The sequence below is a fragment of the Geminisphaera colitermitum TAV2 genome (assembly GCF_000171235.2).
Classification (GTDB): Bacteria; Verrucomicrobiota; Verrucomicrobiia; order Opitutales; family Opitutaceae; genus Geminisphaera; species Geminisphaera colitermitum.
Genome location: NZ_ABEA03000054.1, coordinates 1 through 13,048 on the forward strand (window position 1 = coordinate 1; position 13,048 = coordinate 13,048).

At 62.3% G+C, this 13,048-nt stretch carries 12 protein-coding genes; 11 read left to right on the forward strand and 1 reads right to left on the reverse strand.

The annotated features are described in order from the left end of the window. The 8 genes from OBACDRAFT_RS30590 to OBACDRAFT_RS06430 form a co-directional block, all read left to right on the forward strand. Positions 1 to 480, forward strand: a 480-nt coding sequence (locus tag OBACDRAFT_RS30590; RefSeq protein ID WP_486606336.1) for a D-alanine--D-alanine ligase family protein, incomplete at its 5' end; no start/stop codon positions are given. Next, entirely contained in the window at positions 477 to 1,037 is a 561-nt protein-coding gene (locus tag OBACDRAFT_RS29470; RefSeq protein ID WP_232766742.1) for a D-alanine--D-alanine ligase family protein, read from the forward strand. The genes OBACDRAFT_RS30590 and OBACDRAFT_RS29470, both read left to right, overlap by 4 nt. Before the next feature lie 155 nt (positions 1,038 to 1,192). Then, entirely contained in the window at positions 1,193 to 2,221 is a 1,029-nt protein-coding gene (locus OBACDRAFT_RS06410) for a cell division protein FtsQ/DivIB (protein WP_232766738.1), read from the forward strand. Between the two features lie 25 nt (positions 2,222 to 2,246). Further along, positions 2,247 to 3,455, forward strand: coding sequence for a cell division protein FtsA (ftsA, locus tag OBACDRAFT_RS06415; protein WP_043583902.1), 1,209 nt, complete (start codon positions 2,247 to 2,249; stop codon positions 3,453 to 3,455). 300 nt (positions 3,456 to 3,755) lie between these two features. Continuing rightward, positions 3,756 to 5,051, forward strand: a complete 1,296-nt coding sequence (gene ftsZ / locus OBACDRAFT_RS06420; protein ID WP_232766744.1) for a cell division protein FtsZ — start codon at positions 3,756 to 3,758, stop codon at positions 5,049 to 5,051. A gap of 1,384 nt (positions 5,052 to 6,435) precedes the next feature. After that, positions 6,436 to 7,173, forward strand: a complete 738-nt coding sequence (locus OBACDRAFT_RS06425; RefSeq protein ID WP_157836933.1) for a hypothetical protein — start codon at positions 6,436 to 6,438, stop codon at positions 7,171 to 7,173. 40 nt (positions 7,174 to 7,213) lie between these two features. Further along, positions 7,214 to 7,471 carry a hypothetical protein gene (locus tag OBACDRAFT_RS27950; RefSeq protein ID WP_157836934.1) on the forward strand — a complete coding sequence of 86 codons (258 nt, stop codon included), beginning with the start codon at positions 7,214 to 7,216 and terminating at the stop codon, positions 7,469 to 7,471. A 32-nt stretch (positions 7,472 to 7,503) separates the two neighbouring features. Further along, positions 7,504 to 8,463 carry an SUMF1/EgtB/PvdO family nonheme iron enzyme gene (locus tag OBACDRAFT_RS06430; protein WP_043583906.1) on the forward strand — a complete coding sequence of 320 codons (960 nt, stop codon included), beginning with the start codon at positions 7,504 to 7,506 and terminating at the stop codon, positions 8,461 to 8,463. A gap of 277 nt (positions 8,464 to 8,740) precedes the next feature. On the opposite strand, the gene OBACDRAFT_RS06435 is transcribed toward OBACDRAFT_RS06430, so the two are convergent. Further along, entirely contained in the window at positions 8,741 to 10,273 is a 1,533-nt protein-coding gene (locus OBACDRAFT_RS06435) for a S8 family peptidase (protein WP_232766740.1), read from the reverse strand. A gap of 254 nt (positions 10,274 to 10,527) precedes the next feature. Between OBACDRAFT_RS06435 and hemF the strand changes: the two genes are divergently transcribed. From hemF to OBACDRAFT_RS06450, 3 genes are all read left to right on the forward strand, one after another. Continuing rightward, positions 10,528 to 11,526, forward strand: a complete 999-nt coding sequence (hemF, locus tag OBACDRAFT_RS06440; protein WP_052361341.1) for an oxygen-dependent coproporphyrinogen oxidase — start codon at positions 10,528 to 10,530, stop codon at positions 11,524 to 11,526. Between the two features lie 286 nt (positions 11,527 to 11,812). Next, positions 11,813 to 12,847 carry a uroporphyrinogen decarboxylase gene (gene hemE, locus OBACDRAFT_RS06445; protein ID WP_043583908.1) on the forward strand — a complete coding sequence of 345 codons (1,035 nt, stop codon included), beginning with the start codon at positions 11,813 to 11,815 and terminating at the stop codon, positions 12,845 to 12,847. 9 nt (positions 12,848 to 12,856) lie between these two features. Then, a partial coding sequence (locus OBACDRAFT_RS06450) for an FAD-dependent oxidoreductase (RefSeq protein ID WP_043583910.1) occupies positions 12,857 to 13,048 on the forward strand: 192 nt, incomplete at its 3' end.

The window sequence follows — 13,048 nt, forward strand, 5'->3', positions numbered from 1 at the left end:
CCCCCCCGTCCCGCCTCCACTTTCCACCAGCGCATGAATCCTTCAGCCTTCAGCCTTCAGCCTTCAGGCCTTTCGCCCCGCATCACCGTCCTTGCCGGAGGCACCTCCTCCGAACGCGAAGTCTCGCTCGGTTCCGGACGCGCCTGCGCCCTCGCCCTTGCCAACACCCACCCCACCCGTCTCGTTGAAGTCACCGCCAACGCCCTCCCCCCCGGACTCGACCCAACGCGTGACGTAGTTTTCTCAACACTACACGGCACCTTTGGCGAAGACGGCGGCATGCAACGCCTCCTTGACACCGCCCGCATCCATTACGCCGGTTGCGACGCCGCCTCCAGCGCCCTCACCATGGACAAATCCGCCACCAAGTCCGCCGTTGCCCGCGCCGGAGTCCAAGTCGCGCCCGAACTCACTTTCACCGCCGCCCTCCCCCCCCCCCTGCCGACCTCATTGCCGCGCTCGGCCCCCGCATCGTCATAAAACCCAACGCCGAAGGCAGCAGCGTCGGCCTCCACCTCTGCGATACCCCCGACGACATCACCGCCGCCCTCGCCTCCATATCCAAATCCCCCCCCCTTGCCACCTGGCTCGCCGAACCCCGCCTCATCGGACGTGAACTCTCCATCGGCGTTCTCAACGGCCAGGCACTCGTCCCGGTGGAAATCCGCCCCAAGTCCGGCGTATATGACTATAGCAGCAAATATACAAAAGGCCTTACCGAATATCTGGCCCCCGCCCCTCTCCCCGACGCCACCATCGCGCACATCCGCGACGCCGCCGAGCGCGCCTGCGCCGCCTGTCAGGTCCGCGACTACGCCCGCGTCGATTTCATCCTCTGCGACACTCCCGCCTCTCCTCTCTCCGCCTGTGAACAAAATGGGAATAACTCCCTTTATTTACTCGAAATCAACACACTTCCCGGCATGAAGGAAACCAGTCTCCTGCCGATGAGCGCACGCTGCGCGGGACTCGACTTCACCGCCTTGGTCCGCGAACTCGTCCGCCCGGCCATCCAACGTTTCACGCACTCACTGTAACCACACGCCAACACGCCAGCACTCCACCTTCAGCATTTCCCGTGAGCCAGACCGCCAGCATCATCCCACCGCGAGCCCGATCCTGGATCGACATCCCCCAAGGAGTCGCCCCCCGGACTATGTCGCGTGCGAGCCAGCGGCGGGCCGCATTCTCCATGTTCAAACTCATCCTCGGCGCCGTCCTTGCCGGAGCCGCCATCTGGGGCGGCATCGAACTCTACATGCTCTGGCGCCATGCTCCCCAGACCCTCGCCGACCCCACCAAGGCCAGTCCCCTGCGCACCGTCACCACCCGCACCAACGGCGTGCTCACCCCCGAATGGGTCGAAGACACACTCTCCATCCCCCGCGGCTCCACCCTCATCGGCCTCGACCTCGCCGCGCTCAAAAACCGCCTCCTCGCCCACGGGCAGATCAGCAACGCCATCCTCATCCGCCAATACCCCGACACCCTCGCCATCACCATCGAGGAACGCACCCCCGTCACCCGCATCCTTGTCGAAGAGCACGGCGTCCGCCGCCTCGATTACCTCGTCGCGCGCGACGGCACCGTGTATCCTGGCATCAACTACGACCCCGCGATGATCAACGCCCTCCCCTGGCTCGACGGCGTCCCCCTCAACCGCCTCCCCGACGCCGACGCCTACGAACCCGTCAACAAAGCCGGCATCGAAAGCGTCTCCGACCTCTTCATGACCGCCCTCACCGCCGCCCCCGAACTCGGCCGTGCCTTCACCATTGTTTCCCTCGAACGCTTCGACGCCGACGGCATCATCACCGTTCAATCCCGCCAGGCCGACCGCATCTATTTCGCCACCCGCGGCACCGACGACTTTTTCTCCCAACTCGCCCGCCTCGACTACATCCTTGCCCAGACCCGCCTGCGCAGCGAAGGCCGCCCCCTCCGCTCTGTCGACCTCGCCCTCGGCCGCCAGGTCCCCATCGTTTTTCAACCCCCGCCCCCTCCGCAAACGCATGCCCCCGCACGCCGCGCCGCCGCATCCACCGCGCCTGCCACCCCCGCACGCGAAACGCAGACCCAACCTCCAACCTTCAGACCCTCGACCCTCGACAACATCGAAGCCGCCCCAGCCCCCGCGCCCGCCGCATCGCGCCGCTACGCCCCCACCCGGCCCGCCAGCCAACCCTCCCAGACACAACCCCAAATCATCTTCCACCTTTAACAAAACACCCAACCCACCGAGCAACATGGCCAAATCCAAATTCGTCGGCGCCGTTGAAATCGGCACCAGCAAAATCACCGCCCTCGTCGGCGAAGTCGCCGACGGCCGCGCCATCCACATCATCGGACTCGGCGAAACGCCCTCGCGCGGCGTCATCAAAGGCACTGTCGTTGACTTCCGCAAAGCCAGCGACGCCGTTCACCGCGCCCTCGAAGACGCTGAGAAAAGCGCCCGCGTCCGCATCGACGAAGTTTTTCTCGCCCAAACCGGCAGCCACATCGACGGCTTCCTCAACGAAGCCTCCGTCAACGTCAGCTCTGCTGACAACACCGTCAGCCAGATCGACATCGACACCGTCTGCGGCCTCGCCAAAGGCAAAAGCCTCCCCGAAGACCGCATCGTCGTTCACAACATCCGCAGCCCCTTCCGCCTCGACGGACGCCTCACCGACGACCCCGAGCACCTCGGCGGCCGCCGCCTCGAAGCCCAGTATTGGACCGTTCACGGCGACGAACACAAAATCGCCGACCACATCAAAATCATCGAAGGCTTCAACCTCCGCGTCACCCAGTTGATCCTCTCCGGCCTCGCCGCCGGCACCATCCTCACCACCACCGAAGACCGCAAAAACGGCGTCCTCGTCATCGACATCGGCGCCGGCACCACCGACTACGCCCTCTACCGCGACGGCTGCCCCCGTATTGCCGGAGTCCTTACCGTTGGCGGCTCCCACGTCACCAACGACCTTGCCCTCGGCCTCCGCCTCACCGAAGGCCAGGCCGACAAACTCAAGCACCTCTACGGACGCGGCATGGTGGCCGCCCGCGACCGCTCCGACAAAGTCTGGCTCAACGGCGACTACGGCATCGGCGACCGCTCCTTCCCCCGCCAGACCATCGAACAAATCACCTCCGCCCGCATGTGGGAACTCTTTGAAGTCGTGAAGAAAAAACTCGGCCCCGCCGCCGACGCCGAAAACCTCCCCGCCGGCGTTGTCCTCACCGGTGCCGCCGCCCAGATGCCCGGCACGGAGGAAGCCGCCGCCCGCGTCTTTGGCGTCAACGCCCGCCTCGGTGACATCCCCGCCTGGGTCAACGAAAACCTCCGCCACCCCCGTTTCGCCACCGCCCTCGGCCTCCTCAACTACGGCGGCGCCGCCCTCGCCGAGCAGGAAAACCGCCGCGCCCGCCGCACCGGCCTCGCCCACTTCGTCAAACAACTCTTCCAAGTCTAAAGCAGTGTCGGTTCAATTTGTCGCAAAAATCAAATCTCACGCGGAGGCGCGGAGACGCGGAGAGACCGGAATTGAATTACATAATCACATTTCATATAAATATATTATGAATTTCCCCACTCACTTTTTCTCTCCGCGTCTCCGCGCCTCCGCGTGAGACAAAACAAACCGAAAACGCTCTAGCCACCACCACCACCATGTCCACCGACGACCGCACACCCGACGACCAGCCCCTCCCCCTTGACCTCGCGTCCGTCCCCCCCCCCCCCCCCGACCCATGCCGCCCTCGCTGACCGCACCGTGGCCATCAAAGTCATCGGCATCGGCGGCGCCGGAGCCAACTGCGTTGACCGGCTCAAAATGGAAAACCTCGACCGCCTCAACATGGCCGTCATCAACACCGATTACCAAGCCCTGACGACCTCCCCCGTTCAGGAAAAAATCCTCATCGGCTCCGGCATCACCCGCGGCCTCGGAGCCGGCGGCGACCCCGACCTTGGCCGCGCCGCCGCCGAGCACGACCGCGAAAAAATCACCACCGCCGTCAAGGACAACGACCTCATCTTCCTCATCGCCGGCATGGGCGGCGGCACCGGCAGCGGCGCCGCCCCCACCGTCGCCGAAATCGCCACCGAAACCGGCGCCCTTGTCATCGCCTTCGTCACCCAACCCTTCAACTTCGAAGGCACCCGCCGCATCAAACAAGCCGAGGACGGCCTCATCGCCCTGCGCAAAGTCTGCGACGCCGTCATCCCCCTCCCCAACGACATCCTCCTCCAGGAAGCCTCCGAAGGCGAAACCGCCCTCGACTCCTTTGCCCGCGCCGACGAATGGATCGGCCGCGCCGTCAAATCCATCTGGTCCATGCTTCACCGCACCGGCCTCATCAACCTCGACTTCGCCACCCTCCGCCAAGCCTTCCACACCCGCGGCGGCAAAACCCTCTTCGGCCTCGCCGCCGGCAACGGCGACCACGCCGTCTCCGACGCCATCGAAGGCCTCAAACTCTGCCCCCTCCTTGCCACCCCCGACTTTGCCCGCAAAGCCGACCGCCTCCTCGTCAACATCGTCGGCGGCACCAACCTCTCGCTCCCCAAGGTCAACGACATCATGACCGCCGTTACCGAACAATTCGGACGCGACTCCCACATCATCATGGGGGCCGTCATTGACGAAGACATGCAGGACCGTGTCGAAGTCGTCATTCTCGGCACCACCGACCTCGGCACCCGCGGCTACACCCCCCGCCGCCCGCCAGCCAGCCGCTCCCGTACCGCCGCCGCCCCCCTCCCCTCCTCCGGCAGCAACCGGGCCGCGCCCGCCGGACGGCACGCCGAACTCGACCTCGAACTCACGGCCGACTCCGCCCAAGCCACAACCGGCGCTGAAGACACCGACGCCACCACCACGCCCCGCGCCGTTCACGGACCCAGCGCCAAAGCCCAGGCTGCCGCCGCCAAAGCCGCGCAGGACGAATTTGCCTTCGGCGAAATGCAAAACCGCGGCACCTTCGAACACACCGATCGCAACCTCCATTTTGGCGAAGACCTCGACGTCCCCACCTACTTCCGCAAAGGCATCAAAATCGTCCTCTAAAGCATTGTCGGTTCAATTTGTCGCAAGGTTTAAGAGATCACGCAGAGGCGCAGAGAAAACACGGGGGGCTAATTATAAAGGGAGGTTCTAAAAATCAGAAATTACACAGAGATCACAGAGAAGGCACAGAGTTTAGGGAGGACAAAACGACTTTGCTCCTTTTTCCGTAAAAAATATTACTTTATTTACTGATGTTACGCAGCCGAAGCAAGGAGCGGCGGTCTCCAGGCCGCCGGACGACGCGAAGCGTCGCCCGTTTGAATGCTGACCTGCATGAGGCGAGGCGCGTTGCGCCTCGTCCGGCGGCCTGGAGACCGCCGCTCCTTGGCAAACGTCCGCGTAACTTCAGTTATTTATAATAAATGAATTACAGAGACATTCATTCGCGAGGAAAATGTCCTTCCACCGGACAGGCCTCCCCAAACTCTGTGCCTCCTCTGTGTCCTCTGTGTAATTTTTAGGAGTTCCCTCAATAAATTACAAACATTGTATTTTTCCGGCTCTGCGTTCTCCGTGTCTCTGCGTGAGACAAAATAAACCGAAAATGCGCAAGCGGGATCGGGGATCGGGAATAAAATTTCACGCCACGGCGCAACGAACGCAACGCCATCAGCCTGCTGTTGCCTCTCAGCGTGGCGTCCGTCGCGCCGTGGCGTGAAACTCTTCTTACCAGATGGAAGATGGAAATCATGCTCTTGTCCGGTTCTTGGAAATTTTTAGAAGTTCCCACAAGTATTTCCGTCTCTGCATTTTTTTGCGCCTTTTGTGACTCTTTGCGGCCATCAACTGCGGAATATAGGATAAAACGACTTGACGCGCTGATCTGAGCCCGTCTTTTTCCTCCACACATTTGCGTCAGGGACGCGCACACCGGATCAACGAATAACTGAAACCACTTGGGCCAAACCCGCTAACTGCTTGAAAATGAGCTTAAACGCGACATACGGGACTACACAAAGCTCCCAAGCTCCCAAGCTCCCAAGCTCCCAAGCTCCCAAGCTCCCAAGCTTAGCTTAAGCTGTGTCAGCATAGAACACCCAAACAAGGGGGTACCATGTCCGGACGGGACGATGGCGGAACGGGACGCGATTTCCCATCATCGGGAGACGACGTCCCATTACTCGGACGTGGCTTCCCATTGCTCGGACGTCACGTCCCATCACTCGGACGCGGCTTCCCATTACTCGGACGTCACGTCCCATTACTCGGACGCGGCTTCCCATTGCTCGGATGTCACGTCCCATTACTCGGACGCGGCTTCCCATTGCTCGGACGTCACGTCCCATTACTCGGACGCGACGTCCCATTCGCCAGAAACGGCTTCCCGAAGGGCTCATTTTGCCTCTTTTGACCGCAACCACAACTCCCAATCCAAGGAAAATTCATGAGTAACCACATGGCCCGCAACTACCTGCCCGTAACCGAGACGGAAGCCTACCTATGGCTGACCAACCTTGCGCAACAACTACCCGCCGTGGCCAACCTGCTCGGCATCGGGCAAAAAGTCACCCCCATGGTGCAAGCCGCGCAACTACTCACCGACACCCACCGCTACCAGCAAGCCACCCGCAGTCTGGCCGAAGAACGCACCGCCAACAAAAACGAAGCCGCCTGGAACCCCATCGGCCAACATGTTTACGTGCGCCCCACCACCACCGACACCGGCCCCCAAGCCACCCAAAGCGCCGAAGCCGGAGCCTACCCCCTGGCCATCGCCCTATGCGACGACATCCTCACCAACCGGGGCGGCAAACTCGATCAGGCGATAAAAGACCTCCTGCGCCTCAACCCCCTGCCCAAACACCCCCCCGGAGCGGTCACCGGAACCAAACCCCAATACGAAGCTCTGATCGACCACAACCAACTCACCATCAAACTCACCAAAGCCGGCTACCAATATTTTATGGTGAAGATCGACCACGGCACGGGCGAATTCGACGCCGAGCACGTCGTGCACGAAAGCCCCTTCAAAGACCCCACCCCTCTCCCCACCGACACACCGCAGATGTGGCGTGTGCAGGTGTTTGGATACGCCAAAGGCAACCATGTGGGCATTCCCGGCGACATTATAGACGTGGCCGCCAAAGCCTACCTCGCCGAACACTCCGAAGGCACCGGCTGATTTCTCCTGTTCTCCCGCACGATGAGAAACCAAAAACCAAATGATATTCCGAGTGGCGCGGGCTTTTATTGCCAATCCCAAACGCCCGCAATCCGATGTAGCGCAGGCGTCCCGCCTGCAATCCAGCCTGCTGCGCGAAGCGCCGCACTCCATAAAAGTCACCGCGCTTCGCGCAATAGACAAGATGGCAGGCAGGATGCCTGCGCTACATCGGATTGCGGGCGATTGGCAGAAAAAGCCCGCGCCACTTTTGTTTAACCCCAATCCGGCGGCAGGATGCCGCCGCTCCGTATCCTGAATTTGAAAGTCTCAATCCATTTTTTGTCCGCTATGAAAAACCAAAAACAAAATAATACAGTCACGCTTCCGCGTGTCTTTCTTAAACTCGGAGCGGCGGCAGCCGTCGCGCTCCTTTCAACGCATCTCGAAGCCGCCTCTATCAACATCCCGACCGTGACGGTGGGCGACATCGGCAACGCCGCCGATTCGACTGGCTACGGCGCTGTAAGCTACGAGTATCAAATCGGGAAGTATGAGGTGACGAACGGGCAATATGCGGCATTCCTGAACGCCGTGGATAGCACCGGTGCGAACACGTATAATCTCTACAACAGCAACATGAGTAGCAGCAACTTTGGAGGCATCACGTGGAACGGCTCGGCGTATGAGGTGAAGGCCGGGTTCGACCTGAAGCCCGTGAATTTCGTATCATTTTATGATGCGGCGCGGTTCACGAACTGGCTGACGAGCGGGGACACGGAGAACGGGCTGTATGTGTTCAGCGGAACGACGACTATCACGAGTTTTCCTGACCATGCGACGAGCACCGGATGGGCTCTTCCGAGCGAGGACGAGTGGTATAAGGCCGCGTATTATGATCCGAATAAAGGAGGAGTCGGAGGCTATTGGGCATATCCGACGCAGAGCGATAGTATTAGTGGCAGTCAGGCTAATTATTGGAATTCTGGTAATGGGAATGTACCGATGATAGTAGGCAGTTTTACCGAGAACGCGTACGGGACATTCGATCAGGGGGGCAACGTGTCTGAGTGGAATGATACGCTTATAAACGGAACTGCCCGTGGGTTGCGTGGCGGTGAGTTCGGCGACTACGCTGACAACCTCGCCTCTTCGGCCCGCGACTACAGAGTTCTCGCCGACGAGGAATCCATCGTCGGTATTCGCGTTGTGTTGCTGTCCAACCAGTCGTCCGTGCCCGAGCCGAGCACGTATGCGGCGCTGGCCGGACTGGCGATGCTGGTCTACGTGATCGTGCGCCGGAGGCGCTGATATTGCGGAGGGCGGGTCTCCCGACCCGCCAGACGCGGCGCAAGCCGCGCCCATCCGAAAAAAAAAACGGAAGGGCGGTGCTTCGCACCGTCGGCGGGGATTGGCGATTGGCAATAAAACCCGCCCTCCATAGGCACTTAACCACGGAGGCAACGGAGGGCCGGGTCGCATAGGAATGCAAATCAAGGATGCCCTGTCTTCTGTGCCTCTCGTGGTTCCCCTTTATCCCAATCCAACAAACGAGGAGCGGCGGCAGGATGCCGCTGCTCCCTCCCGCCTACCGCGACAACGTCGCCGAAGCCCGGTTGTTTTGCGGCACCTGATCGACCACGCCCGACGGCATCCGCAACTCTGAAATGATGACCGCCCCGTTCGTGTCCCCCCCCCCCGGTCCACTCACCCCGGACATCGGCACCCTCACCGCCCCGCTCGCCCCCGGCGCAATCGACGACAACCCAAACGTCAACACCCGCCCGGACACATTCACCGTCAACTCCGCGCCCGACAACACCCGCGCCCCCCGATTCTGCACCACCACCTCCAACGAATTACTCCGCGCATCGTAATTGTAACCCGATACAGCCCCATCCACGCGTGAAGCATTGTTCCGGTCCATCGCCCAACCCAGATTGACCACCCCGTTCCCATAGTTCGGATCGTTGCCCGCCGCCCCGCCATCGTTCGCATACGATTGCAACACCTGCGCCGCCTCCGCCGCCGTCAGTCCCGGATCCGTCGAAAGCAACGCCGCCACCGCGCCCGCCACCACCGGCGCGCTCGCCGACGTGCCGCTAAAATACACCCGCTTCCCCTCCCCCGCCGCCGCCGTGATCGCGTAACCCGGCGCGGTCAACCGCAACTGCTCGCCGGAATTGGAAAATGCCATCTGCTGTCCCAGCGCATCCACCGCCCCCACTGAAATCACCTGCGCATAAGCCGCCGGCCACACCAGTTGCCCCGCCTGATCGTTGCCTGCCGACGCCACCACCACCGCCCCGCCCGCCTGCGCATACTCAATCGCCCGCGCCAGCACCCCCGCCGTCGCGTAACCGCCCAGACTCACATTGATCACCTCCGCCCCCGCGTCCACCGCCGCCATGATCGCCTGAGCCACCGTAAACACATCCGAAGTTCCTGCCGTATCCGTTACTCGAATACTCAAAATATCCGCCGCCGGCGCCACTCCGCGCGCCCCTCCCGCCCCGCCATCCGCCCCCGCTGCGAGCGAGGCCACCGCCGTGCCATGCGTCGCATCCAGCCCGCCCGAGCCTGCCACGCCCAGCCCGATGTCGAGCGACTGCAACCGGCTCCCAAACGCCATGTCCGCCGCCACCCCGCTGTCGAGAACCGCAATCAAGACCCCCTTTCCCCACGACGAATTGTCGCCCGTCACACCCAGCGTGGCCAGCAGCTTGTCCCCCACCGGCACCTGTCCCGACGAAGACCGCTCCTCCGCCACTGGCGGCTTCGGCGCTTGCAAGACCGGATTGGCCGAAATCGCTTCGTAAGCACCCGCATACCCCTGCAACTCCCGTGCAAAACGATCAAAATCCTCCACCCTGACCCGCACCGCCCGCAACCCCTCCAGTCCTCCCAGCACCGACACTCCCGCCGCCTTCGCCCGTGTCAGAAAATCCCGATACGCCGCCTCGCTGGCAAACGTCAGCAACCCCTCCCCTGCCCGCACACCCTGCTGGCCAAACAGCCCTCGCAACCGCGACACCAACCCCTTGGGAACGCCGGCCTCATGATCGGCTCCTCCCGCTCCCTCCCCTACAGCCGCCAGTTTCGCCTCGGCTCCCTTTGGCATCTCAAATTTTAAATCTGAAAACCCCGTCCTTCCATCCGCGCCCTCCTTCGATCCCCGCCACAACCATCCCGCCACGACAACCCCCAGCCCGATCAAAACGGCAACAACAAGAAAGATTCGGAGACGCATCGGCATGGCGGGAGCAACAAAGTTATCAATCGGACAGGACGCAACGCGACCGCAAAGGTTTCGTCACTTCAAAGTTGGCCCTCCCGCACACAACCCTCAACGTGCTCTCCCGACCACACGCTGTCATGCCTGCCGCCATTGACCTTCCCGCCGTAAAGACCTGGCTCCTCGATCTTCAGAACCGCATCTGTCGCGGCCTCGAAGCCGAGGAACCCGGCGTTTCCCCCGCCCGCTGCTTCATAGAGGACAACTGGACGCGCCCCCAAGCCGGCAGCAGCACCACCACTGGAGGCGGACGCACCTGCGTCATTGCTGACGGCGAAGTTTTTGAAAAAGGCGGCGTCGCCTTCTCCCACGTCTGCGGCACCCGCCTCCCCCCTTCCGCCAGCGCGCACCGCCCCGAACTCGCCGGCAAACCCTGGCAGGCCCTCGGAGTCTCCCTCGTCATTCATCCGCGCAACCCCCACATCCCCACCAGCCACGCCAACCTCCGCTTTTTTGTTGCCGATCCCAATCCCACTCCCGCCTCCCCCGGCGGCCCCGCGCCCATCTGGTGGTTTGGCGGCGGCTTCGACCTCACCCCGTATTACGGTTACGAAGACGACGCCATCCAGTGGCACCTCGCCGCGCACGCCGCCGTCTCGCCCTTTGGCCCCGACCTCCACGCCCGCTTCAAAAAAGCCTGCGACGACTATTTTTTTATAAAACACCGCAACGAATCCCGCGGCATCGGCGGCCTCTTTTTCGATGATTTCAACGAACTCGGTTTTGACCGCAGCTTCGCCCTCCTGCGCGCCGTTGGCGAAGCGTGGCTGCCCGCCTACCTCGACATCGTCGCCCGCCGCAAAACCACCCCCTTCACCGACCGCGAACGCGACTGGCAGTTGTATCGGCGCGGCCGCTACGTCGAGTTCAACCTCGTGCAGGACCGCGGCACTCACTTCGGCCTCCAAAGCGGAGGACGCACCGAATCCATCCTCATGAGCCTGCCCCCGCTCGTGTCCTTCAAATACAACCACACCCCCGCCCCCGGCACCCCCGAAGCCCGCCTCCTCACCGACTTCCTCCAACCGCGCGACTGGCTCAAGCCACACCCCAAAACCGCTACAGTTTTTAACCACTAATACACACTAATGAACACTAATGGATACCCATTGAAATCGAGTTAGGAAGACATCCCGTGATTTTTCTTATTAGTCTGATGTTACGCAGCCGAAGCAAGGAGCGGCGGTCTCCAGGCCGCCGGACGACGCGAAGCGTCGCCCGTTTGAATGCTGAACTGCATGAGGCGAGGCGCGTTGCGCCTCGTCCGGCGGCCTGGAGACCGCCGCTCCTTGGCAAACGTCCGCGTAACATCAGTTATTAGTGCTCATTAGTGTCCATTAGTGGTTAAAAAAAACGTATTTTCACATGACTTCCCGCACCCGATTTCTCGCCGCCTGCGCCTCGCAACCACTCGACCGCCCCCCCCTCTGGGTCATGCGCCAGGCCGGACGTTACCTGCCCGAATACCGCGCCCTCAAAGCCCGCTCCTCCTTTCTCCACATGGTGCGCACACCCGAACTCGCCACCGAAGTCACGCTCCAGCCCCTGCGTCGCTTCCCCGGCATCGACGCCGCCATCCTGTTCTCCGACATCCTCGTCATCCCCGAAGCCCTCGGCCAGCCCTACGCCTTCCGCGACACCGGCGGCATCGAAATGCAAGGCCGCATAACAACCCGCGCCCACGTTGACGCCCTCGCCCCCGCCGACGCCATTCCCCAAAAACTCGCCTACGTCGCCGACGCCCTCCGCCTCATTCGTAACGAAATTTCCGATACAAAAGCCCTCCTCGGCTTCGGCGGCTCCCCCTGGACCCTCGCCACCTACATGGTCGAAGGCGGCAGTTCCGACGACTTTGAAAAAATAAAACTCCTCTACTACACCGATCGCGCCACCTTCGACGCCCTCCTCGAAAAACTCACCGCCGCCCTCATCGTCTATTTTCACATGCAGATCGCCGCCGGTGCCGACGCCATCCAGATCTTCGACTCGTGGGGTGGCATCATTGCCGGCCCCGACTACGAAGCCGCATCGCTGCGCTGGATACGCCAGATCATCGCCGCGCTCCCGGCGGATTTCCCCGTCATTCTATACGCCAAAGGCACCGCGCCCCATCACGCCGCACAAGCCGCCACCGGTGCCCGCGTCCTCAGCATCGACTGGACCGCCGACCTCGCCACCGTCCGCCGCGCCCTCCCCGCCAACGTCGCAGTCCAGGGCAACCTCGACCCCGTTCTCATGCAAACCACCCCCGACATCGTCCGCCGCGAAGCCACCCGGCTCCTCGACACCATGCGCGACCTTCCGGGGCACATCTTCAACCTCGGCCACGGCATCACCCCGCAGGCCAAAATCGAAGCCATGCAGGCCCTCGTGGACACCGTCACCTCCTGGAAAAACTAAACAACCCAAATGCCGGACAAACTCCCCCCCCCCCCCCCCCCCATCATCATCATCGGCGGCGGCGTTACCGGCCTCGCCGCCGCGCACCGACTCGTTCGTCAGGGACACACCATAAAACTCCTCGAAGCCGGCCCCCGTCTCGGCGGCCTCGTGCGCAGCGAACGTGACGGAGAATGGCTTTCTGAATACGGTCCCAATTCC

Excerpts from the sequence above, each read along its gene's own strand:
- OBACDRAFT_RS06410 (WP_232766738.1), top strand. The coding sequence starts at position 1,193 with ATGTTCAAACTCATCCTCGGCGCCGTCCTTGCCGGAGCCGCCATCTGG.
- ftsA (WP_043583902.1), top strand. The coding sequence starts at position 2,247 with ATGGCCAAATCCAAATTCGTCGGCGCCGTTGAAATCGGCACCAGCAAA.
- OBACDRAFT_RS06425 (WP_157836933.1), top strand. The coding sequence starts at position 6,436 with ATGAGTAACCACATGGCCCGCAACTACCTGCCCGTAACCGAGACGGAA.
- OBACDRAFT_RS27950 (WP_157836934.1), top strand. The coding sequence starts at position 7,214 with ATGATATTCCGAGTGGCGCGGGCTTTTATTGCCAATCCCAAACGCCCG.
- OBACDRAFT_RS06430 (WP_043583906.1), top strand. The coding sequence starts at position 7,504 with ATGAAAAACCAAAAACAAAATAATACAGTCACGCTTCCGCGTGTCTTT.
- OBACDRAFT_RS06435 (WP_232766740.1), bottom strand. The coding sequence starts at position 10,273 with ATGCCAAAGGGAGCCGAGGCGAAACTGGCGGCTGTAGGGGAGGGAGCG.
- hemF (WP_052361341.1), top strand. The coding sequence starts at position 10,528 with ATGCCTGCCGCCATTGACCTTCCCGCCGTAAAGACCTGGCTCCTCGAT.
- hemE (WP_043583908.1), top strand. The coding sequence starts at position 11,813 with ATGACTTCCCGCACCCGATTTCTCGCCGCCTGCGCCTCGCAACCACTC.